The sequence below is a fragment of the Arthrobacter sp. JZ12 genome (genome assembly GCF_035189165.1).
Classification (GTDB): domain Bacteria; phylum Actinomycetota; class Actinomycetes; order Actinomycetales; family Micrococcaceae; genus Arthrobacter_D.
On sequence record NZ_CP045246.1, the window covers coordinates 146,487 to 168,114 of the forward strand.

25 protein-coding genes and 3 tRNA genes are annotated in these 21,628 nt (G+C 64.4%); 18 read left to right on the forward strand and 10 right to left on the reverse strand.

Annotated elements, in window-relative coordinates; all coding sequences use genetic code 11:
• Window positions 1-4: 4 nt before the first annotated feature.
• On the reverse strand, window positions 5-1,432 hold the full coding sequence (locus tag GC088_RS00765; RefSeq protein ID WP_323962130.1) for an NCS2 family permease: 1,428 nt from the start codon (window positions 1,430-1,432) through the stop codon (window positions 5-7).
• A gap of 112 nt (window positions 1,433-1,544) precedes the next feature.
• Here GC088_RS00765 and GC088_RS00770 point away from each other — a divergent pair, with 112 nt between their 5' ends.
• Complete coding sequence (locus tag GC088_RS00770) at window positions 1,545-2,183, forward strand: copper resistance protein CopC (RefSeq protein ID WP_323960019.1); 639 nt, start codon at window positions 1,545-1,547, stop codon at window positions 2,181-2,183.
• A gap of 10 nt (window positions 2,184-2,193) precedes the next feature.
• Here the strand turns inward: GC088_RS00770 and GC088_RS00775 are convergent, their stop codons facing one another.
• Window positions 2,194-2,883: an FAD-dependent monooxygenase gene (locus GC088_RS00775; protein WP_323960020.1), complete on the reverse strand. Its 690-nt coding sequence runs from the start codon at window positions 2,881-2,883 to the stop codon at window positions 2,194-2,196.
• Window positions 2,884-3,142: 259 nt separating this feature from the next.
• Here GC088_RS00775 and GC088_RS00780 point away from each other — a divergent pair, with 259 nt between their 5' ends.
• On the forward strand, window positions 3,143-4,159 hold the full coding sequence (locus GC088_RS00780; protein ID WP_323960021.1) for a universal stress protein: 1,017 nt from the start codon (window positions 3,143-3,145) through the stop codon (window positions 4,157-4,159).
• A gap of 28 nt (window positions 4,160-4,187) precedes the next feature.
• On the opposite strand, the gene GC088_RS00785 is transcribed toward GC088_RS00780, so the two are convergent.
• Window positions 4,188-5,108 (reverse strand): cation diffusion facilitator family transporter, encoded by a 921-nt coding sequence (locus tag GC088_RS00785; RefSeq protein WP_323960022.1) that lies wholly within the window; start codon window positions 5,106-5,108, stop codon window positions 4,188-4,190.
• A 36-nt stretch (window positions 5,109-5,144) separates the two neighbouring features.
• A complete protein-coding gene (locus GC088_RS00790) occupies window positions 5,145-5,504 on the reverse strand; it encodes a metallopeptidase family protein (protein WP_323962132.1) in 360 nt (119 codons plus the stop codon).
• Window positions 5,505-5,635: 131 nt separating this feature from the next.
• On the opposite strand from GC088_RS00790, the gene GC088_RS00795 reads away from it, so the two are divergent.
• From GC088_RS00795 to GC088_RS00810, 4 genes are all read left to right on the forward strand, one after another.
• Window positions 5,636-5,708: transfer RNA gene (locus GC088_RS00795), tRNA-Glu, on the forward strand.
• Between the two features lie 63 nt (window positions 5,709-5,771).
• Window positions 5,772-5,845: transfer RNA gene (locus tag GC088_RS00800), tRNA-Asp, on the forward strand.
• A gap of 56 nt (window positions 5,846-5,901) precedes the next feature.
• A tRNA-Phe gene (locus tag GC088_RS00805) sits at window positions 5,902-5,977 on the forward strand.
• A 95-nt stretch (window positions 5,978-6,072) separates the two neighbouring features.
• A complete protein-coding gene (locus GC088_RS00810) occupies window positions 6,073-6,441 on the forward strand; it encodes a response regulator transcription factor (protein WP_323960023.1) in 369 nt (122 codons plus the stop codon).
• A gap of 20 nt (window positions 6,442-6,461) precedes the next feature.
• On the opposite strand, the gene GC088_RS00815 is transcribed toward GC088_RS00810, so the two are convergent.
• Window positions 6,462-7,697: a sensor histidine kinase gene (locus GC088_RS00815; RefSeq protein WP_323960024.1), complete on the reverse strand. Its 1,236-nt coding sequence runs from the start codon at window positions 7,695-7,697 to the stop codon at window positions 6,462-6,464.
• 442 nt (window positions 7,698-8,139) lie between these two features.
• On the opposite strand from GC088_RS00815, the gene GC088_RS00820 reads away from it, so the two are divergent.
• From GC088_RS00820 to GC088_RS00845, 6 genes are all read left to right on the forward strand, one after another.
• Window positions 8,140-8,424 (forward strand): hypothetical protein, encoded by a 285-nt coding sequence (locus GC088_RS00820; RefSeq protein ID WP_323960025.1) that lies wholly within the window; start codon window positions 8,140-8,142, stop codon window positions 8,422-8,424.
• Between the two features lie 68 nt (window positions 8,425-8,492).
• The gene (locus GC088_RS00825; protein ID WP_323960026.1) at window positions 8,493-8,933 is read left to right on the forward strand and encodes an Asp23/Gls24 family envelope stress response protein; all 441 of its coding nucleotides are present in this window, start codon (window positions 8,493-8,495) and stop codon (window positions 8,931-8,933) included.
• Between the two features lie 8 nt (window positions 8,934-8,941).
• Window positions 8,942-9,133, forward strand: a complete 192-nt coding sequence (locus GC088_RS00830; RefSeq protein ID WP_323960027.1) for a DUF2273 domain-containing protein — start codon at window positions 8,942-8,944, stop codon at window positions 9,131-9,133.
• Window positions 9,130-9,504 (forward strand): hypothetical protein, encoded by a 375-nt coding sequence (locus tag GC088_RS00835; RefSeq protein WP_323960028.1) that lies wholly within the window; start codon window positions 9,130-9,132, stop codon window positions 9,502-9,504. Before GC088_RS00830 ends, GC088_RS00835 begins: the two co-directional genes overlap by 4 nt.
• Window positions 9,501-10,088: a DUF6286 domain-containing protein gene (locus GC088_RS00840; RefSeq protein ID WP_323960029.1), complete on the forward strand. Its 588-nt coding sequence runs from the start codon at window positions 9,501-9,503 to the stop codon at window positions 10,086-10,088. The genes GC088_RS00835 and GC088_RS00840 overlap by 4 nt, the downstream gene beginning before the upstream one ends.
• Window positions 10,085-10,693, forward strand: coding sequence for a hypothetical protein (locus GC088_RS00845; RefSeq protein ID WP_323960030.1), 609 nt, complete (start codon window positions 10,085-10,087; stop codon window positions 10,691-10,693). Before GC088_RS00840 ends, GC088_RS00845 begins: the two co-directional genes overlap by 4 nt.
• A 57-nt stretch (window positions 10,694-10,750) precedes the next feature.
• Here GC088_RS00845 and GC088_RS00850 read toward each other — a convergent pair whose 3' ends face one another.
• A complete protein-coding gene (locus GC088_RS00850; protein ID WP_416377481.1) occupies window positions 10,751-12,448 on the reverse strand; it encodes a glycoside hydrolase family 13 protein in 1,698 nt (565 codons plus the stop codon).
• Between the two features lie 135 nt (window positions 12,449-12,583).
• Here GC088_RS00850 and GC088_RS00855 point away from each other — a divergent pair, with 135 nt between their 5' ends.
• The 6 genes from GC088_RS00855 to GC088_RS00880 all read left to right on the forward strand — a co-directional run bounded on the left by GC088_RS00855 (window position 12,584) and on the right by GC088_RS00880 (window position 17,941).
• Window positions 12,584-13,861 carry an ABC transporter substrate-binding protein gene (locus GC088_RS00855; protein ID WP_323960031.1) on the forward strand — a complete coding sequence of 426 codons (1,278 nt, stop codon included), beginning with the start codon at window positions 12,584-12,586 and terminating at the stop codon, window positions 13,859-13,861.
• A gap of 145 nt (window positions 13,862-14,006) precedes the next feature.
• Window positions 14,007-14,990, forward strand: coding sequence for a carbohydrate ABC transporter permease (locus GC088_RS00860; protein ID WP_323962137.1), 984 nt, complete (start codon window positions 14,007-14,009; stop codon window positions 14,988-14,990).
• The gene (locus tag GC088_RS00865) at window positions 14,987-15,886 is read left to right on the forward strand and encodes a carbohydrate ABC transporter permease (protein WP_323960032.1); all 900 of its coding nucleotides are present in this window, start codon (window positions 14,987-14,989) and stop codon (window positions 15,884-15,886) included. Before GC088_RS00860 ends, GC088_RS00865 begins: the two co-directional genes overlap by 4 nt.
• A gap of 11 nt (window positions 15,887-15,897) precedes the next feature.
• Window positions 15,898-16,101, forward strand: a complete 204-nt coding sequence (locus tag GC088_RS00870; RefSeq protein ID WP_323960033.1) for a hypothetical protein — start codon at window positions 15,898-15,900, stop codon at window positions 16,099-16,101.
• 38 nt (window positions 16,102-16,139) lie between these two features.
• Window positions 16,140-17,150 carry a LacI family DNA-binding transcriptional regulator gene (locus GC088_RS00875; protein ID WP_323960034.1) on the forward strand — a complete coding sequence of 337 codons (1,011 nt, stop codon included), beginning with the start codon at window positions 16,140-16,142 and terminating at the stop codon, window positions 17,148-17,150.
• 38 nt (window positions 17,151-17,188) lie between these two features.
• Window positions 17,189-17,941: an alanine--tRNA ligase-related protein gene (locus GC088_RS00880; RefSeq protein ID WP_323960035.1), complete on the forward strand. Its 753-nt coding sequence runs from the start codon at window positions 17,189-17,191 to the stop codon at window positions 17,939-17,941.
• Window positions 17,942-17,946: 5 nt separating this feature from the next.
• On the opposite strand, the gene GC088_RS00885 is transcribed toward GC088_RS00880, so the two are convergent.
• The 4 genes from GC088_RS00885 to GC088_RS00900 all read right to left on the reverse strand — a co-directional run bounded on the left by GC088_RS00885 (window position 17,947) and on the right by GC088_RS00900 (window position 21,620).
• The gene (locus GC088_RS00885) at window positions 17,947-18,795 is read right to left on the reverse strand and encodes a DUF8083 family protein (RefSeq protein WP_323960036.1); all 849 of its coding nucleotides are present in this window, start codon (window positions 18,793-18,795) and stop codon (window positions 17,947-17,949) included.
• Window positions 18,796-18,798: 3 nt separating this feature from the next.
• Window positions 18,799-19,599 (reverse strand): exodeoxyribonuclease III, encoded by an 801-nt coding sequence (locus tag GC088_RS00890; protein WP_323960037.1) that lies wholly within the window; start codon window positions 19,597-19,599, stop codon window positions 18,799-18,801.
• Window positions 19,600-19,683: 84 nt separating this feature from the next.
• Window positions 19,684-20,520 (reverse strand): NAD(+) synthase, encoded by an 837-nt coding sequence (gene nadE / locus GC088_RS00895; protein ID WP_323960038.1) that lies wholly within the window; start codon window positions 20,518-20,520, stop codon window positions 19,684-19,686.
• A gap of 101 nt (window positions 20,521-20,621) precedes the next feature.
• On the reverse strand, window positions 20,622-21,620 hold the full coding sequence (locus tag GC088_RS00900) for a sugar phosphate isomerase/epimerase family protein (protein ID WP_323960039.1): 999 nt from the start codon (window positions 21,618-21,620) through the stop codon (window positions 20,622-20,624).
• Window positions 21,621-21,628 lie beyond the last annotated feature (8 nt).

The window sequence follows — 21,628 nt, forward strand, 5'->3', positions numbered from 1 at the left end:
AAAGCTAGACGCCGAGCAGCTGCTCGATGGGGCCGATCCCGAAGAACAGGACGAACGCGCCGGCCACTGCCCACATCAACGGGTGGATTTCCCGCGCGCGGCCCTGGAAGGTGCGTACCAGCACGTAGGCGATGAAGCCGGCACCGAGTCCGTTGGCTATGGAGTAGGTGAACGGCATCAGGGTGAAGGTGAGGAACGCCGGAATGGCGATTCCCCAGTCCTGCCAGTCAATGCGGCCCACCTGGGACACCATCATGAAACCTACGACGACGAGCGCGGGCGCCACTGCCTCGAAGGGCACCAGGGTGATGAGCGGGGTGAAGAACATCGCGATCAGGAACAGCAGGCCGGTGACGATGTTGGCAATGCCCGTGCGCGCGCCCTCACCGATTCCTGCGCCCGATTCGACGTAGATCTGGTTGGACGAGACTGACCCTGCGCCCCCGGCTACCGCTCCCACTGCGTCCACAATGAGGACCCTGTTCACGCCCGGGATGTTCCCGTGCCTGTCCACCAGCTTTGCCTCGTTGGCCAGGCCCACCATGGTGCCCATCGCGTCGAAGAAGATGCTGAGCAGGATGGTGAAGGTCAGCAGCAGTGCCGCCGTGGCGCCCAGGCTGCCGAATGCCCCGAAGACACTGACGTTTCCGATAAGGCTGAGGTCCGGCAGGCCGATCCAGGAACCTTCAGGCAGTTCCGGTACCACGAGTGACCAACCCTGGGGGTTGGCGCCCTCCGGGCCGACGCTCGGCCCTACGTTGGCGACGGCCTCGATAATGACGGCGAGGATGGTGGAAGCAATTACGCCGATCAGGATGCCACCGCGCACTTTGCGGACAACCAGGGCGATGGTGAGGATGAGGCCGAAGACGAACACAAGGGTGGGCCATCCAAGCAGCGCGCCTTCGAAGCCGAGGCCCACCGGAACGGTGGTCTGGGCGACGTCGGGGATCCGGCGGACGAAGCCGGCGTTGACGAGGCCGATCAGCGCAATGAACAGTCCGATGCCCACTACGATCGCCGTCTTCAGGCTTTCGGGCACCGCGTTGAAGACCGCCGTGCGGAACCCGGTAAGGACGAGCACCAGCATGGTGAGGCCGGCCAGGACCACCAGGCCCATCATGTCCGGCCAGGTCAGTTCCGGATTGGTGGCCACGGTGATCGCGACGAAGGCATTCACGCCGAGGCCGGTTGCGAGAGCAAAGGGATAGCGGGCCCAGGCGCCCATGAGGATGGTCAGCACGCCGGCAACCAGGGCGGTCACTGCGGCGACCCTGGCGAAACCGAGCTCCGCACCGGAGGAATCGGCCCCTGCGAGGATGAGGGGATTGAGCACCACGATGTAGCTCATCGCGAAGAAAGTGGCGATGCCGCCCCTGATCTCTCGCGAGTAGGTTGAGCCGCGGGAAGTGACTTCGAAGTAACGGTCCATCGCGGTACGCAGTGCGGGCACAGGAAATCCTCTGCTGGTGGGGGAGTTGCGCACAAAGTCTATCCAATCGGCACTTCAGGTTTTTGCCAGTGTGCTCCCGTAGGCTGAGCCCATGTCGACTTCCCGATACCCCTTGACTTCAGCGTTGCCGGTAGCGCAACAGTTCCGGCAGGCGTTCGTGTCGGTAGTGGGAGCAATGCTCGCAGCCCTCTGCCTGCTTCTTGGCTTCGCCTCCCCGGCGTCGGCACATGACGAACTGACGTCCTCCAACCCGGAAGCGGGCGAAAGCCTCGAAACGGTTCCGGAGGCGATCGAGCTGACTTTCAACAATGTTCCCGCCACCATCGGGTCCCAGGTGCAAATCCTTGACGAGTCGGGCGAGGACTGGGCCGAGGGGGAGGTTTCCATTACGGACACCGTGGCCAGTCAGCCAATCCGGGCGGGCGCACCCGCCGGAACCTATACGGTCAACTGGCGCGTGGTTTCCTCAGACTCGCATCCGATCGAGGGAACATTCGAGTTCTCCGCTTCCGGCGGCTCAGTAGCATCTGAAACCCCTGCGGCATCGGCCGGGACGGCTGGGCCCATCGAGACAGCAGATGCGGAAGCCTCCGACCCGGAGGAAGCGGCAGCGGATGCCGGAGTCTCCTGGGCAGTAATCCTCATGATTGCGGTGTTGATCGCGCTGGCCGTTGTTCTGGCCCTCGGTGCCAGGCGGAGGCTCAAGCAGGGCAACCAGGACGCCGTCTAACCTGCCTGCGTCAGGCGCTGATAGCGGCTGCTGCCGGTGCAGTCCGGGAGGAACCGACAGCCATTACCGATGCTCGCACCGGCTGAACCAGCTGGGCAGCGTGTGCGCCATGGGCGACGATCGCGTCACTGATCACCTTGGCCTGCCGGACGATCTCGCGCGTGGTGGGCGTGAGCATTTCACCGACTCCGATCAGGTACAGCCCGATCGCCCGCAGGGCGGTCTTGAGATCGCTTCCGACGGCCAGCCCGAGGGACTGGATGAACCGGCGCAGCTGATTATGGGGGTACTTGGTGACAACCACATTGTCAGCGAGTAGGACGCCGTGGCGAGTCTGGACTGCCCACTTCTTCGTTGCCAGGACGGGGCCGGGCAGAACCTGGGGATGGCCAACCATGCACAGGCCCTCGGCGACTGTTTCCTGCCGTATGTCGAGCGCATGGCTGGAGGCGTAGCAGCGCAGGAGCCGAAGGAGTTCGGTGCGCTCGGACAGCGACACGGAGTCGGTCATGATGGTGCGGTTGGGGCCAGTACTCATGCACTCCATTCCCTCGACAACGATCGACTGCACACCACGTCGACTCAGCTCACTGGCGACCGCCAGGCCGGAGAGGCCGGAGCCGATCACCACCGTTGTTGTCATCTCTGCCTTGGCAGGCAGCGGTGAGTCGGCGGCCACCTCCGTGGTCGTTGGCAACATGCAGCAAAACCTCCTGAGGGAAGGAGAATTCCGCACAGCCCGGCGCCTCTTCCGGGCTGTGCGGACACTTGGCTGCGAACGGGTCAACCAAGCGCACTTGAAGCGGGCGGGAACCCCTCTGGGAGACCATCCGCCCGTTAAGATGCTCGAAGCCTATATAACTTTTTGGTCTCTGAATAGTCCTCCTACTGAAGAGTAGCTACAAATTTTTGAGCGCCTGCGGGATGGTATAAACAGGCGTAATCGCAAGGAGGCGGACATGAGTGAGGCGGGAAACCCGGACGCGCCGCGGTTCCCTCAGGGGCGTGGAATTGTTGTCGGAGTCGACGGCTCGGATCAAAGTATGTGCGCCCTTGCCTGGGCGGTGCAGGAGGCCGAACGGCGCCGTACACCCGTACAGGTTGTCACTGCCTACACCGTTCCGGTGTTCGCCGCCTCAAGCATGGACGCGGGATATGCCACCGTCGATGATTCCGTCGTTCGTGAGGGAGCACAGGCAGTTCTGGACCAGGCCGTTCAGCGCGTGGCCGGACGGCACAACGTCGAGCTCGTACCGCGGGTGGAGAACGGGGACGCAGCCGGCGTGCTGTTGGAACTGTCCGCCGAAGCTGAACTCATGGTGGTGGGCTCCCGCGGCCGGGGGGGCTTTGTGGGCCGGCTGCTTGGCTCCGTCAGCTCAGCGCTGCCGGCGCACTCAAAGTGCCCCACCGTCGTCGTACCCTTGTCCTGCGCGTCCCGCCTCGAGGAGGCGGGGGTCACGGCCCCGACATCCAAAGGACAGCCAAGCCCTCGTGCGGACGAGGTGGAGAAGGTGGTCGTTGTTGGCGTCGACGGCTCAGAGCAGGCCCGGATGGCTTCCCTCGTGGCGGCCGAGCAGGCACAGGCCCGCGGGCTGCCGCTCCGGGTGGTCTGCTCCCTCCCGCCCTTCACGGGTTCGCTGGCATGGATGCCGACGCCGGTAGACCGCGACGCACTGCATTCGGAGATCATGGTCCAGCTGAATGCCGGAAAGGCTTGGCTACAGAGCCATTTTCCGGATCTCCAAATCTCCGTTGAGCTGCTTGACGGACCGCCGGTGGAAATCCTGATCGAGGCGTCCCGGAAGGCCGAGCTGGTGGTCCTGGGCACGCGCGGCCGTGGCGGATTTGCGGGGATGCTCCTGGGCTCCACCAGCCAGGGCGTGCTGCATCATGCCAGGGGTCCGGTGCTCGTTGTGCCGGACCGGGAAGACCCGAGGTTGCTTGATCGCGCCCGGTTCGGGCCAATGGCCAGCTAGGAATTCGCCGGCGTCGGAAGGGGCGTCGTTAGGCGTGCTGGCGGCTTTCGTGTGCAGCGTGCTCCAGCGGCTCGATCTGAAATGTGCAGTGTTCGGTGTCGAAGTGGTTGCTCAGGCAATGGGTCAGGCGGTCAAGCATCCGGTCCACGCCCTCCGCATTCAGGCTCTCGGAGTCGACCACCACGTGAGCGGAGAACACGGGAACGCCGGAGGTGATGGTCCAGGCGTGAATGTCATGGACCTCGACAACACCGCGGACCTTGAGGATGTGCTCGCGGATCATGTCCGGGTCCACACCTTTCGGTGCGGACTCAAGCAGCACATTGATGACATCCCGCAGCAGGCTCCAAGCCCGCGGCACGATCATCAAGGCAATGAGAATCGACGCGATCGCATCCGCCTGGGTAAAGCCGGTCACGGCGATCACCAACGCCGCCGCGATCACGGCGATCGAACCCAGGAGGTCGCCAAGCACCTCGAGGTAAGCGCCCCGAAGGTTCAGGCTCTCCCGATGCCCGCCGTGAAGGATGAACAGGCAGACCAGGTTGGCGGCGCCGCCCAGGGCGGCGGCTATCAACATGACGTCGGTGCGGACGGCAGCCGGTTCACCCAGCCTCCGAACCGCTTCAATCGTGATGACGACGGCGATCACCGCCAGGAGGATGGCATTGGCCAGGGCGGCCAGCACTTCTGCCCGCTGGTAACCGTAAGTGCTTCTGACGGTAGCCGGACGCGCAGCGATCCATGACGCGAGCAGTGCGATGAAGACACCGGCGGCGTCGGAAAGCATGTGTCCGGCATCGGCGAGCAGGGATAGCGACCCGGAAAGGACAGCCCCGATCACCTGCACGACGACGACACTCAGCGTGATGATGACGACCAGCATCAGGGCCTGGCGATGCTTTCCGGTGGCCGTTACTCCGTGTGGTGCGTGGGAGTGCGCGCTCATGTAACCAGTATGGGTCCGGCCCGGATTCTCAGTAGGTTATCCCCAACCAAGCTCGTGCAGGCGCTCGTCATCTATCCCGAAATGGTGCGCCACTTCGTGGATGACCGTGACCAAGATCTCTTCCACCAGTTCTTCCCGAGTTTCGCAGAGGCGTAACAGTGGTTGCCGGAAGATGCTGATCCGGTCCGGCAGCGACCCGGCATCCCACCAGGAATCCCGTTCAGTAAGCGGCGTTCCCTCGTACAGGCCGAGCAACTCCGGGTCGGGTTCCTCACCCGGGCCGGGTTCAAACTCCTCTTTGACGAAGATCGCGACGTTATTCATGGCGCGTGCCAGCCTGTCGGGAATCTGGTCGATAGCGTCATCCACGGCCGATTCGAAGTCTTCGAGGCTCATCTCAATTGGCACGAGAAGAACTCTAGTAGCGCGGCGGACCGGCCGGTTTCCATGCCGTTTTGTGTATTCGAGATCGAGGCCCTATAGTTTTAGAGGTCCACAACGAGGAGCAAAGCACTTGTGTGGTCCAGGCCCCCATCGTCTAGCGGCCTAGGACACCGCCCTTTCACGGCGGCGGCACGGGTTCGAATCCCGTTGGGGGTACGCAGGAGTGGTCCAAAGCACCAGCCAGGTGCTGATAGGATGAAGCTCTTGCAAAAAACGCAAGGCCCTGTAGCGCAGTTGGTTAGCGCGCCGCCCTGTCACGGCGGAGGTCGCGGGTTCAAGTCCCGTCAGGGTCGCTCAGACGGCCGGAGCAATCCGGGTGTCAACGGTGATCATCGCGAGATGGTTGCAAGGCTCTGTAGCTCAGTTGGTAGAGCGTTCGACTGAAAATCGAAAGGTCACCGGATCGACGCCGGTCGGAGCCACCACTGAAAGCCCCTGGGAAACCGGGGGCTTTTGCTTTGTCGTTTAGGCTAGGACTCGCACAACGAATGGTCCGTACAAGCCGCCAGGGAGAACCGTAATGCCGCAGAAGATTCTGGTGGTTGACGACGACGCAGACATACGCGACCTCGTATCAACCAAGCTGGAGTCAAGCGGTTATGAAGTGGAAACCGCGGGGGACGGGGCAGCGGGGCTGGAACTTGCCCTCGGTAACTCCTACAGCCTGATCATTTCGGACATCATGATGCCGGGGATGTCCGGCGTGGAAATGGTCCATAGGCTGCGGTCAGCGGAACCGGCGGTAACCGTGCCGGTGATTCTCCTTACAGCAAAGAACCAGGAACGGGACATCCAGACCGGTTTCGCGGCCGGAATCACGGACTACATCGTCAAGCCCTTCAGCCCCCGCGCGCTTGCAGCCAGAGTCACTGAAGTCCTCGCTCGGTGACGTTCGGGTGGTGAAGGCCCTTAGGGCAGATGACCCGGATCCGAAGAGGGCTCGCTGCCGAACCAGACCCTGACAGTCAGCCCGCCGCCCTCGGTTTCATCGAGTTCAAGCCGCCCGCCGTGTGCCTGGGCGATCCGGCTGCAGGTGGCCAGTCCCAGCCCTGTTCCTTCGACGGCGCTGCCCTCCAACCGGACAAGCGGCTCCAGGGCCCGCTGGCGGTCTTGTGGTGCAATTCCGACGCCGTTGTCTGCAAATTCCAGCAGCCAGTGCTCAAATTCGCCGGAGGCAGTGATCCGGATACGGGGTTCCCGTTCGGGATGTCGGTAGTTGAGCGAGTTCTGCAGCAGGTTCTGAAGCATGACGTGGAGCTGGGAGGGATCAGCCTCGGCCACGAAGTCATCGACGTACACCTGCGCGTTGCTGCCGGTCAGGGCGGAGCTGAGGTCTTCCTGTACTGCGGCGGTTACGCGCGCCAGGCTCACGGGCTGGACGCGGAGGATGCCGCCGGCCCGTGCGAAGTCCAGCAGGTCGTCAATCATCGACGCCATCCGCGCTGCGCTTCCAACAATGCGGTCAAGGTATTGCCGGGAATCCGGATCATCCTGCAGGTCGCTCTGCACCATTTCCGCGAAGCCGCGGATGCTGGTCAACGGCCCCTGGAGGTCGTGGCTTACGCGACCCGCAAACTCTCCCAGCAGTTGATTGCTCCGGCCCAGTTCCGCCAGGGCTCGGCTCAGCTGTCGGGTCCGCAGCTGTAGATCGAGGATATCCATGATCTGGTCCGCGAGGATCTCGAGGCTGCGTCTTTGCTGTTCGGTGAGCGTGCCGGGGATCTGGTCAAACACACAAAGAGTGCCAAGGGAGTGCCCGTCCCGGGTGATCAGGGGCGTGGACGCGTAGAAGCGGACGTCCGCTATTTCACCGGTGACGAACGGGTTGTTCCGGAACCGGGGATCGTCGCGGCAATCCTCAACGATCACTGTGCGGCCATGGCGGAAGACTTGTGCGCACATCGAATCTTCACGGGAACATACATCGGGGTCAATCCCCTGCGCCGCGATCTGATGCTGTTCGTCCGCGGTGATCACGTTGATGACGCTGAAAGGCACGCCGCACACCTGGGCCGCGAGCGTGACCAGGTTGTCGAGGTCTTCGTAGTAGGTGCTCTTCCGGTCCTCCAGGGTGCCCGGAAGGTTGTACCGTTCGAGTTCAACCAGCCGCTGAGTCTCGGTGAGGTCAGTTACCCCCGCTGTCACTGCAAGATCCGTCCCCTCTGACTATGCGCCCCACCCCCGAGCGCGTTCGCCGGCACCGTTCCCGGGTGCCGGACGTTAGTGCCTTGGAGGCATTCTAGCGGGTGGCCCCGGTAGCACCCGCGGAAGCCGGTTCGAAGCGCCGATGCCGGGAGAAGACTCGTCCGGTCAACCGTTGCACGTATGGAGCGGGGCGGACCGGCCGCTTATTCATGACGAACAGAAGGGACAGCCAGACGTGAAAGTGTTGCTTGCAGCTGCGTACACTGGCGCCTTGGCGATGACCCTTTCGGCCTGCGGGAGCGCTCAACCTGAAGCTACAAGCTCTGTCAGCCTTCCGGCCGACCTGCCTTACCGGACTACGGCGCAGGAGCCGATCGAGGGCCGCCCGGACAACAGTGCGTCGAGTTCCGGGCGTGCAAGCTCCCCGTCGGGGAAAGCTGCGATGGATGATTGCCTGATCGTCGCAGCCGGTGTCTCCTCGGTGTTGCTGGCACCGCTCGGCCTCATGGGTGAAGACGACCAGGAAACCCTGGACAAGCTCGAGGAACAATTGCACCACCTGCAGGAAAAGGTACCCGCGGAGGTGGCGCACCACTTCGCCCGGGCAGCCGAGACTGCGGAATCCGGCTCCTCCGGCTCCAGGACATTCGACGAGCCGGCGTTCCGGGCGGCGCTGCAGCCGGTGGAGGGCTGGCTTCAGGAACACTGCGGTAAGCCGTACCCCTGACCGCCCGCATCCGTGTCAACCTTCAGCGAAAGGGTTAGGCTGGGGCGAAAGAGAAAGGGCGGCAGCAGATGGATAACGATCAGGCCATTCAGCCTGCCGGAGCGGCATCCGTTCCCATGATGGCCACCGGGCGCACCACCATCTCCGAGACCGCAGTCGCTAAGGTCGCCGCCATCGCGGCGCGTAAGGTTCCGGGCGTCTACGCCCTTGGCAGCGGAACGGGACGTGCCCTCGGCGCCCTGCGGGATGTGGTCGGAGCGAGCGACCTTGCGCAGGGAGTGCACGTTGAGGTCGGCGAGATTCAGGTGGCTGTGGACGTGAACCTGGTGGCGGAGTACGGCTATCCGCTCACCGCCCTTGCCGACCAGGTGCGCGCAGCGGTCTTCGCCTCCGTCAACGCACTGGTTGGTCTCGAAGTCATCGAGGTGAACGTCGAGATCAACGACGTCCACGTGCCGGGCCTGAATGACCCGAAGAGTGCTGAGAAGCCGCGGCCGGCGGCGAGCTAGGGAGAATCATGAACCTCACAGTTGTCGGGATTCTGATAGGCACAATCCTTGCCTTCGCAGCACTGATCTTTCATTTCTGGGGTTTCCTGCTGGTGGCGTTGTTCATGGCCATCGGTGCATTCGTGGGCCGGGTCGCGGAGGGGAAGCTCGATCTGCGCAGCGTGCGCGACGCCCTCGCCGGACGTCGCTCCTCCTCGTGACCGCCACTCCGGCCGCGCCGCAGCGGCTCGCCGGGCACAACCGGATCAGCACACAGGCGCTCACCAGTACTGCCTGCGCGGTGGCGGCTGACGTCCTGCATGTCCCGGTTCGCGAAATCCGCGCCAGCTGGTTCGACGACGGCGGCCTCCTCGCGCTTAGCCTCGCCCTTCCGGTTTCCATTCCCTCGCTCCACCGCGTGGCCGCGGATCCTGCAGCGGTGGCCAACTTCGGCGGCACCGTGAGTGAGCGGGTACACCGCGCCAAGGGAGCCATTCTCGAACGGGTGATGCAGCTCAGCGGGTCTCGCCTGAGCCGCGTCGACATCCGGGTCACCGGTGCCAGGGTGTCTGAGACCGGGAGGGCCCGGTGACCGACGAGACCTCACGGCTGACAGCTGACGCCATCCATCGCGAGACCCATTCCTCGCGGGCCGTTCCCTCGGTGATTCTCGCCGGTTTGCTGATCGTTGCCTGCCTCTATGTGATGCTCGAAGCCGCTTTGAAGGCGTTGGGCCAGGATCCCTGGCTCACCAGTCCGGAAGACGCTGCCGCCTGGGTGGGGTCCCTGCCCGGGAGTGCCTCCCCGGCAGTTCTCGCCGCTGCCGGTGCGCTGATTTTCATTGTGGGTCTGATCTTCTTGCTTGCAGCGCTGCTGCCGGGCAGGCGGGCCCGGCTGACCATTCCGAACGACCGCGCCGCCGTCGTGGTCGATGCAGAGGTGCTGGCCTCTTCCCTGGCCCGCCGCGCGCGGCTTGCTGCCGGAGTGGCGCCCGAACAGGTGCTGGTCACCATCGGGCGCAGGCTGGTGGACGTGCAGGTGCGCCCGACATCGGGCACGCCGGTCAGCGAGCGTTCCGTGCGGGAGGCTGTGGAGGACGAGTTGGTCCGGACCTCCGTGGACCCGATCCCGGAGGTCCGCGTTGCCATCGCTGAATCCGGGGTGATTGGGCAGTGAACCAGACACCACGCACCCTGAACCGGATTCTCCTCGCCGCTGTCGGGCTGCTGCTCATGAGCGCCGGCGCCCTGGCGATGGCGCTCGGGGTACCGGCCGTGGCCCGGTGGTGGAGGACAGTCGCGGAGAGAGCCGGAGCCGCGATCGGAAACCTTCTGGACGCGACCACCCTGCCGGGCCAGCGCGACAGCTGGTTGTGGATTGTGCTGACGCTGGTCATGGCGCTGGTGGTGCTGCTGCTGGTCTCCTGGATCGCGAACCAGGGCAAGGGCAGGTCGGGTACGCTGGCCTATCACGACGGCGACGATCCCGTTCCCGGCAGCGTCACCCTGAACGCGGCGGTCGCCGAACAGGCCCTCAAAGCAGCTCTGAGCGAGCGTGTAGACCTGGTCAATTCGTCCGTTGCAACCTATGATTTTCGCGGCAAACCCGCCCTTAGAGTCCGGGTATTCCCCCGGCAGGGCGTGGCCCCATACGTAGTTGCTGAGGAAGTCTCAACCCTCGTTCGGGCACTGGACGAGGTGCTGGGCGTGCAGACGCCGGTCCTGATCAGCATCAGCGCGGGAGCACGCTCCCGGTTCACGCGCGCCGAGCGCGTACGCTGACCCGCTGAGCTTCCGGCGCCGCTCTCCGGCGCCGGAAGCACGCGGGTGCTGGTAGGGTCAGGCCTCGATCCAGACCGCATTGTTCGGCTGGAGCAACCCGTCCTCAACCGCCTCCGCGGCGCTGGCAACAAGCACCACGCCGTCAGGCAGTTCAATCGGCGACCCGCCCATGTTCGCAATCAGTTGCACGGAGCCGTTGACGAAGGAGACCACTCCTCCTGAAGGATTGTGGGCCGGTGCCCACTCGATGGTGCCACTGCCCAGATGCCGGGCGGCGCGCTCGCGGAGCGCTGCCCGCACAAGCTCGTACACCGATCCCGGCTTCCCGACTTGGGTGTCAGCCGCGTAGCGTGCGAACGAGTCCGGCTGCGGCAGCCAGGGGGAGGCGCCGTCGTCGTTGGTGCTGAAGCCGAACCCAGGCGCATCCGACTTCCAGGGAATAGGCACACGGCACCCGTCGCGGCCACGTTCTACACCCTGCGTGCGGAAGAAGGCCGGATCCTGGCGGACGGCGTCGTCGAGCAGGGTGTGTTCCGGCAGCCCAAGCTCGTCGCCCTGGTAGAGGTAGGCGGATCCGGGCAGGGCGAGCATGGTGAGAATGGCTGCCCGTCCCCGGCTGAGGCCGAGGGCTTCGTCGGGCTGCTCGTCCCGCGCGCCTACACCCTTGGGCAGCTGGGTGGGGTCCTGCAGGCCGAAGCGGGTGGTGTGCCGGACGGTGTCATGGTTGGACAGGACCCAAGTGCTCGGGGCGCCCACCTTGCCGGCCTGAACGAGCGACTCGGTGATGCTGGCGCTGAGGCGCTCCGCATCCCAACCGGCCCGCAGGAAGTCGAAGTTGAACGCCTGCTGCATCTCGTCCTGGCGTACGTAGTGGAACAGCCGCTCGGCGGGTTCCACCCAGGCCTCGGCGACGAGCATGCGGTCGCCCGGGTACTCGGCCAGCACCTTGTTCCATTCGCGGTAGATGGCGTGGACGCCGGGCTGGTCGAAGTAGGGCGGCGTGGGCTCGGTTGATGCGGCCTCCTCGAGCGCGTCCGGATTCTTCACATCGCCCACCATGCTCTCCCGGCCTGCCCAGTCCGGCAGGCCCTCGGCCTTGACCAGTCCATGGGCAACGTCGATGCGGAAGCCGTCAACCCCGCGGTCCAGCCAGAAGCGCAGAACGGAGATCATCTCCTCCCGGACCTCGGGGTTCTCCCAGTTGAGATCCGGCTGCTTGGTGTCGAAGAGGTGGAGGTACCACTGGCCGTCGTCAACCCGCGTCCACGCTTTCCCACCGAAGATCGATTCCCAGTTGTTCGGGGGCAGCTCACCGTTTTCTCCGCGGCCGTCGCGGAACATGTAGCGATCCCGTTCGCGTGACCCCTTGGGGGAGCGAAGGGCTGCCTGGAACCATTCGTGCTCATCAGAGGTGTGATTGGGCACAAGGTCCACGATCACCTTCAGCCCTCGTTCGTGCGCTTCCGCGAGCATGGCGTCGAAGTCCTGCAGCGTTCCGAAGCGAGGGTCCACGTCGCGGTAGTCGGCGACGTCGTACCCGGCGTCGGCCTGCGGGGAGACGTAGAACGGCGAGAGCCAGACGGCGTTCACACCAAGGTTCTGCAGGTAGGGGAGCTTGCTCTTGATGCCGTGGAGGTCTCCCATGCCGTCGCCGTTCCCGTCGGCGAACGATCGCGGATAAATCTGGTAAATGACGGCATCTTCCCACCAGGTTGTTGCTTGTTTGCCCGGCGCAGGGGCGGCTTGGAGAGACACGTATAACCTTTCGGTAAACAGTTGGCTTGGACTATGTAAGCGCTTGCGTAAACACGAAAGAGCTTACTAGAGTGACGTGCATCACTCAACGGGGCGGGATGAATCCGCCTTTTTCTCACTGGAGAGAAGACGCACATGAAGAACAAGAAATCCCTGGCCGCGGCAGCATCGGCGGCGACTCTCACGCTCCTGCTCTCCGCCTGTGGCGGCGGGGGATCGAATGAGGGCGGCGGCGGTGGTCCGGCGGAAGAAGGACTTGAGGACCGCGGGCCCATCACCTATGTACAGGGCAAGGACAACAGCGGTGTTGTACGCCCGATCATCGCGAAGTGGAACGCAGAACACCCCGACGAGCAGGTCACCTTCAAGGAACAGACCGACGAAGCAGACCAGCAGCATGATGACCTGGTGCAAAACTTCCAGGCGCAGAACGCCGATTACGACGTCGTCTCGGTAGACGTCGTCTGGACTGCCGAATTCGCCGCCCAGGGCTGGATCCAGCCGCTGGAAGGCGAAATGGAAATCGACACCTCCGGCATGCTCCCAGCCACGGTGGCATCGGCGACCTACCAGGACACCCTGTACGCGGCACCGCAGCACTCCGACGGCGGCATCCTGTACTACCGCTCGGACCTCATCGAGGAGCCTCCCACCACCTGGGACGAGATGATCGAGATGTGCTCGATCGCCGAAGAGAACGACATGGGGTGCTACGCAGGCCAGTTTGCACAGTATGAGGGCCTGACCGTGAACGCCTCCGAGGCCATCAACGGTGCCGGTGGCACGGTTATCGATGAGTCAGGGCAGCCGACTCTCGACACTGAGGAGGCCCGGACCGGGCTTGGGAACCTCGTCTCCGCCTTCGAAGAAGGACACATCCCGGCGGAAGCGATCACCTACACCGAAGAGGAAGGACGCATTGCCTTCCAGGAAGGCAACCTGCTCTTCCACCGCAACTGGCCCTACGTCTACAACCTGGCAACCACGGAGGAATCCTCGCAGGTGAAGGACGTCCTGGGCATGGCCCCGCTGCCGGGCGCTGACGGCCCGGGTGCCTCCTCACTGGGCGGGCACAGCCTCGCGATCAGCGTGTACTCCGACAACAAGGCAACCGCCCGTGACTTCCTCGAGTTCGTCACAGCGGAAGAGCAGCAGCGCTTCTACGTAACGCAGGGATCCCTCGCACCCGTGCTCGGTGACCTCTACGAGGATGAGGAACTTGTTGCGGAACTGCCGTACCTTCCGGTGCTGCGTGACTCGATCGAAAACGCTGTTCCACGACCCGTCACTCCCTTCTACCCTGCGGTGACAACGGCGATCCAGGAGAACGCCTACGCCGCACTCCAGGGTGAGAAATCGGTTGATCAGGCGTTGACGGACATGGCTGCCTCAATCAGTCAGGCCGGGTCCTAATTCATCCTCCGATGGCGGGAACGCCTCCAGCGCTCCCGCCATCGGCTCCTGCTTGTAATCACCGGCTTCCTGGCCGGGACCGAAAGGACGGGTCATGGCCACACGTCTGGCAGTGCCACCCAAAAAGAAGGACCCCAATTCGAAGATGCACCACCAGGCGGCCGAGAGCGCGGACCGCCGGGCGGCTTCGAAGAACAAGTGGGCCACCATACTCATTGCTCCGACGCTGATCCTGCTCGGAATCGTCATTGTCTACCCGATCATCAGCGGCATCGTCATGTCGTTCCAGAACGACTCGGGACTGGATCCGGCAACGGGCCTCTTCACCGATGGGGGATTCGCCGGGTTCTCCAACTACACAGCCTGGATTCTCCAGCAGTGCCCCGCACCCGGCGGCGGTTCCGTTGCCTGTCCGCCCGGAACCCTCGAATCCCAGTTCTGGTCCGCAACCGGGACCACGTTCTTCTTCGCAGCTGTGACCGTGCTGCTTGAGACAGTTATCGGTTTCTGGATGGCGCTGATCATGGCCCGCTCCTTCAAGGGACGCGGACTGGTCCGCGCAGCCGTGCTGGTCCCCTGGGCCATCCCCACAGCGGTCACCGCAAAGCTCTGGTTCTTCATTTTCGCCTTCCAGGGCATCGCGAACGAGCTCTTCAACACCTCGATCCTCTGGACCGGCTCCGAGTGGCCGGCCAAGTGGGCGATCATCATCGCGGATGTGTGGAAGACGACCCCGTTCATGGCCCTGCTTATCCTGGCCGGCCTGCAGATGATCCCCGGGGATGTCTACGAGGCTGCAAAGGTCGACGGCGCCACCACCTGGCAGCGCTTCCGGTACATCACGCTTCCGCTGGTCAAGCCAGCACTCATGGTAGCGGTCCTGTTCCGCGTGCTGGACGCCCTCCGCATGTACGACCTTCCTGCCATCCTGACGGGCGGCGCAAACGGTACGACGACGCTCTCCATCCTCGTGGTGAACCAGATCCGCCAGGGCTTCAACAGCGCGGCCGCGCTCTCGACGTTGACGTTCATCATCATCTTCATCGTCGCGTTCATCTTTGTCCGATTCCTCGGAGCGAACGTCTCTGAGGGGTCGGGAGTCATCAAGAAGGCGAAGGTCATCAAATGACACAGGCAGTTGCAAACCGCTCAGGCGCGCCCGCGCAGCCAGGCGCCGGCCGGCGCGCAGCGGCTTCACGGGAAAGGTGGGCCACGATCCGCACCTACGTGAGCGCCGCCATCATTGTCATCTGGTGCCTGCTGCCCTTCTACTGGATGATCATCACGGCATTCCGCGATGTGGCGTTCACCTACGACACCGCGTTCTATCCGACGCACGTCACGCTGGACAACTTCCGCACCGCTTTCGCCACTGACGCCGGGAACAACTTCACGCTCGCGCTGTTCAACAGCTTCTTCATCGGAGCGACCACAACCCTCATCGCCCTCGTGGTGGGAGTGTTCGCAGCGTACGCACTGGCGCGAATCGACTTCCGGTTCAAATTCGTGATCCTCGGCGTCATCCTCGGGGCGTCGATGTTCCCGGGCGTGGCGCTGATTACCCCGCTGTTCCAGCTCTTCACCGACATCGGCTGGATCGGCTCCTACCAGGCGCTGATCATCCCGAACATCTCGTTTGTCCTGCCGCTCACCGTCTACACACTGACAGCGTTCTTCCGGGAGATGCCGTGGGAACTGGAGGAAGCCGCACGCATCGACGGGTGCACGCCCGGACAGGCGTTCCGGAAGGTCATCATGCCGCTCGCCGCTCCGGCAGTGTTCACGACGGCGATCCTCGCCTTCATCTCCGCCTGGAACGAGTTCCTGATCGCGAGCCAGCTGTCCAGTGACTCGACCGCGCCGGTGACGGTTGCGATCGCGTCGTTTGCCGGCAGCCAGCCGCAACAGGAGCCCTACACCGCGGTGATGGCCGCAGGCACCATCGTCACCATTCCCCTGGTGCTGCTGGTACTGGTGCTGCAAAAGCGCATTGTTGCCGGCCTCACCGCCGGCGCGGTGAAGTGAGGTTCGCCTGAATGGCAAACAGGCGCAAGGAACGGTTGGCGGAGAACCTCGATATCCTTATTGGGTTTCTGGGGTTCTTCGCCGCCGTCCTCGTAGTGGTCATCATCGCTATCCAGGTGCGCGGCGACAACGCCGCCATGTGGTCCGTGTTGCTGCTGGCGATTGTGCTGGGCATCTGGGGCCTTATCAAGGTCAGGCAGCGGGATAACCAGTAGGAATCAAGCGGTCAGTCGGAGAAAGAGGTTGCAGTCCCGTGGTCATCATCGAGGATGTCGCTGCTGCCACCGGGGTCTCCACCGCCACCGTCTCACGGGCGCTGCGTGGGCTCAACGGCGTTTCGGCGGGCACGCGTGACCGCGTACTGAGGGCCGCCCAGGACCTGGGGTATGTGCCGTCGTCCGCCGCGTCCGGGTTGGCTTCAGGGCGGACGATGGCGATGGGCGTCCTGCTTCCGTTGATCGAGCGCTGGTACTTCTCGGCGGTGCTTGAGGGCGTGGACCGGCAGCTGCGCGCTGCGGGCTACGACCTGATCGTGTTCAGCCTCGGCGGCACGGGAACCAACCGTGAACGGGTATTTCACCGTTCCATCCTCCGCAAGCGCATCGATGCCCTGCTGGTGATGTGCATGGAGCTCACCGAGGATGAGCACCGGTCCCTCCGCGAGCTTGAGTCGCCCACCATTGTGGTGGGCGGTTCTGTCCAGGGCGTGCGGCACGTGAGCATTGACGACGCCGCCGCCGTCCGTGACGCGGTACGGCACCTTATCTCCCTCGGTCACCGGAAAATCGGCCATGTGCGCGGCGGCGGGTCCTACGGTCTCTACTTCGAGGTTCCCCGCATCCGGGAGGAGTCCTGGCTGCAGACCATGGCCGAGCACGGCCTGCCGGTCCGCGAGGAATGGTCCGTTTTCGGGGACTTCCGCTTCGGCGAGGCGAAGCTGGCCGTCAAGCAGATGCTCTCGACCGTGGATGAACGTCCCACGGCCCTGTTCTGCTCGTCCGATGAGATGGCCTTCGGCGCCTTGACGGCGGCCGCGGAGCTGGGGATCAGGGTGCCCGAGGAACTGTCCATCATCGGCATCGACGACCACGAGTTCTCGGAGCCCATGGGGCTCACGACCGTACGGCAGATGCCGGAGGAGCAGGGAGCTTTCGCGGTTGACCTGTTGCTCGGGGAGCTTGCGGGACAGACACCGCTGCTCACGCCGCCCGCCCAGCCGCACGAGCTGATCCTGCGCTCCTCAACGGGGCCGGTTCCGGCCTAGATCCTTCAACCTCTTCCCAGCTCGCTAGGCTTGCACCCATGGCAACCGAGCTGCTCTACCTTGACGATTTCGATGTCCTGAATGCTTCAGCGAAAGTCACCTCCGTGACAGTGCTCGACGACGGCCGGCTGGACATCGAACTGGACCGCACCTGCTTCTATCCTCGCGGTGGCGGGCAGGACTGGGACACCGGAACGATCCGTTCCGGCGACGTCACGGTGGAGATCGATGAGGTTCGGCTGGACGAGAACGGGACTGTCCACCATCTGGGACAACCGGGCGGGCCGACGGAAGGCGGACCGGCGGTTTCGGAGGGAGCCGACGTCGTACTGGAGGTCGATGCCGACCGACGGTCGCTGAACACGCGGCTGCACTCGGCCGGGCACATCGTAGATCTGGCGGTGGAGCGGCTGGGATTGCCCTGGGTTCCCGGCAAGGGGGCGCACTATCCGCACATGTCGTTCGTGGAGTACAGCGGCGGGGCGCCCGAAGACGTAGACGATGTGAGGCGCCGTATCGAGGAGGAAGTAGCTTCAATCATCCAGGCGGGCAGCCATAACGAGGTCCGCTTCCTGCCGGTTGCCGAGATGGGCGCGTACTGCCGCCACGTTCCCGACAACATCCCGCCCAACAAGCCGGCGCGGATCGTTCTCTACAACGAGGCCTTCGGGGTGCCCTGCGGAGGGACGCACGTGCGGGATGTACGTGAGGTCGGCGCGCTGAGCATCCCCAAGATCAAGGCTCGGAAGGGCGTCGTGAAGGTCTCCTACGCTGTGGAAGGCATCAACTAGGCGCTTCAGGAGGCACGGGCGAGCTGCCGGATTGGCACCCACCGGGACGCCAGGCGCCGGTAGGCGGCGGCCGCCCCTGTCATATCCGCCTCTGCGAGGCACTCGATGCCCATGCGGACATCCATGGGGGACTCATCCGGGAAGACCAGGTCAGCCACCGGCCCGTAGTCCAGTTCGACGACGGCGTCGCGGCGGAAACTCTCGAGCCATTCGGTAATCTCCGTCAACTCCTCGAGCAGGTCAAGCTCGGGAGCTGCGATCGCGAGGTTTGCCACCGCGCGGCGGGCGCGGTCGATGCCCTCGCTGATGGTGACGGAGATGCGCACCGTGTGCACCGCGCCGTCGTCGTCAACCACCTCCGTGAGGTCGTCCTCGTGGATGAGGACAAACCAGGCGAAGGGGACGCCCCAGGTGGCCGAGCGGGTGTGCAGCTTGGCGGTGGACTGAGCCAGGGTTTCGGGGTCCAGCCGTGCCTGGTGCGCCTCCCGGGCGACCTCCGGGAGCAGCACGTCCATGAGCGGGCCGCGGATGGTGTGCTCCAGCGACTCGGCAGCCAGGAAAGTGCGTACGGCGAGCTGGTTGGGGCAGTAGTACGGCGCGGTTGTGCCGTTGCTCCGCGGATAGTGCAGGACCCGGACCAGATCCTGGGCATGATGCGGGAACGGATCAGATACCGCGCGGGTGATCCGCCTCAGAGCGTCGGTGCGCTCAAGTTCCTCGGTGACGCGGCGCTCACGGGTGCGCTGCTCCAGGATCACCAGCTGCTGTGCGTCGCTGAAGGCGTCCAGCGGTTCGTAGATCCGGAGGAAGGAGACATAGGGGAAGCTGCGGCCCGGCCTCGGCGCGTCAGCCATGGCTCAGGCCAGCTCTACAATGACGGGTGCGTGATCCGATGCGCCCTTGCCCTTGCGTTCCTCCCGGTCGATCATCGCCCCGTTGACGCGCGCGGCAAGCGCCGGCGATGCGAGGACGAAGTCGATGCGCATACCCATGCGCTTCGGGAAGCTGAGCTGCTTGTAGTCCCAGTAGGTGTAGACACCGGGGCCGGGCGCATGCGGGCGAACGACGTCGGTGAAGCCCGAATCCTCGAACGCGTGGAAGGCCGCTCGTTCCGGTGGGCTCACGTGGGTGTATCCGTTATTGAGAAACAGGTCGATATCCCAGACGTCCTCATCGCGGGGCGCGATGTTCCAGTCACCGGTGAGGGCCACCTGGGCGTTCGGGTCGGTTTCGAGGAGCCCGACGGCGTGCTTGCGCAGCAACTCGAGCCACTCGATCTTGTAGGACATGTGGGGATCGCCGAGGGCGCGGCCGTTGGGCACGTACAGGCTCCAGACCCGCACTCCTCCACAGGTGGCGGCGATAGCGCGGGCCTCCTGCACCGGGTCCTCTTCCTTGCCGAAGACGGGCTGTCCCGGGAAGGTGCGCTCCACGTCCTCAAGACCCACACGTGAGGCGATGGCGACGCCGTTCCACTGGCTCACGCCGAAATGCGCCACCTCGTAGCCGGCCTTCTCGAAAAGGTCCCAGGGGAAGTTGTCGTCCTTGCACTTGGTTTCCTGGATGGCAAGGACATCGACGTCGGAGCGATCGAGCCACGCCTCCACGCGGTCGGCACGGGCTCGGAGGGAGTTGACGTTCCAGGTCGCGATTTTCACAGATGCTACGTTACCCAATTCGGCAGGCGGTGCCCGGCACGTGACCGTCCTGCCGGCGTCGTCCGCTGTTCTTCTCAGGTCCGGTCAGGTGCCCGGCTTGCTGCGCCACCAGGAGTCGGAGATGGTCACCGGCACGGTGCGCTTGTGGCGGGTCATGATGTAACGGCGCTCAATGGACCGGGCCGCTTCCTCGGGTATGTCGCGTCCCTCAAGGTAGTCGTCGATCTGCTCGTAGGTGAGGCCGAGCTCGTGCTCGTCGGTCTGGCCGGGGTTCTCGTCCAGGAGATCTGCGGTGGGGATCTTGTTGTACAGGCGCTCGGAGGCGCCGAGCTCCTTCAAGAGCAGCCGGTTCTGGCGCTTGTTCAGGCCGAAGAGGGGCAGGATGTCGGCGCCGCCGTCGCCGTACTTGGTGAAGAAGCCGGTGACGGACTCGGCGCCGTGATCCGTGCCGATAACCAAAAGGTTCTCCTCGCCTGCCAGCGCATACTGCGCAACCATGCGGACGCGCGCCTTCACGTTCCCCTTATTGAAGTCGGACATCTCCCTGCCGTCGGCAGCAATGAACTCACTCTGAAAACCGTCGACGGCGGGTGCCACGTTGTAGACCACCGAGCGGCCAGGCGCGATGAACTCAAGTGCTGCCTGGGCGTCTTCCTCGTCGTGCTGGACCTTGTAGGGCAGGCGCGCGGCGACGAACGTTGCGTCGATGCCCTCCGCGCTCAGCTCTTCCGCCGCGAGCTGGGCCAGTTTCCCGGCCAGTGTGGAGTCCAGTCCGCCGCTGATACCCAGGACGAACCCCTTGGTGCCGGTGGCCCGGACATAGTCCTTCAGGAAGTCGACGCGGCGCCGGATCTCCTCCGCAGGGTCGATGGTGGGGCGTACGCCCATTTCCTCAATGATCTGTGCCTGGAGTTCGCGCATGCGAGACAGCGTATACGCACCCCTGAGGCGCGGGCCACACCGGGCGCGCGGAAAACCGAAGGGGATTCCCGTGCACCCGGTCCGGCTGCTGCTTGAAGTGGCTAAGCCGAGAACGCCGCGTCGAAGGACGTCGACGACGGCGCGAAGTCGAACTTCTTGAGGAAGGCCAGCGCCTCGGGGGCGCCTTCCAAACGGTCCATTCCTGCGTCTTCCCATTCGACGGAGACGGGACCGTCGTAGCCGATGGCGTTCAGCGCCCGGAAGCTGTCTTCCCAGGGAACGTCACCGCGGCCCGTGGAGACGAAGTCCCAGCCGCGCCGCGGATCGCCCCAGGGAAGGTGGGAGGAGAGGATTCCGTTGCGGCCGCCACCCATGCGCATCTTCGTGTCCTTGCAGTCCACGTGGTAGATACGGTCGGCGAAGTCGGAGATGAAGGCGACCGGGTCAATTTGCTGCCACATGAAGTGGCTGGGATCCCAGTTGAGGCCGAAGGCTGGACGGTTGCCGACGGCGTCGAGCGCCCGCTTGGTCGACCAGTAGTCATAGGCGATTTCAGACGGGTGTACCTCGTGGGCGAAGCGGACGCCGCACTCGTCGAACACGTCCAGGATCGGGTTCCAGCGGTTCGCGAAGTCCTGGAACCCGGCCTCGATGACGTCCTGGCCGACCGGGGGGAACATTGCCACGTATTGCCAGATGGAAGATCCGGTGAACCCGACGACGGTGTTGACTCCCAGCTTCTGGGCCAGGCGCGCCGTGAGTTTCATCTCCTCCGCAGCACGCTGACGTACGCCTTCGGGATCACCGTCGCCCCACACCCGCGGACCGACGATGGCCTCATGGCGGAAGTCGATCGGATCGTCGCAGACCGCCTGGCCCTTCAGGTGGTTCGAGATGGTCCACACCTTCAGGCCGTTCCGCTTCAGGATGTCGAGCCGGTCCTGGATGTAATCGTCGTCGTCCCAGCGCCAGGCGTCGAGGTGGTCGCCCGAGACAGCGATTTCCAGGCCGTCGTAGCCCCACTGGCCGGCGAGTTCGGCCACCTTCTCGAACGGAAGGTCGGCCCACTGGCCAGTGAACAGGGTGTAGTTGCGTGCCATGTGTTTCT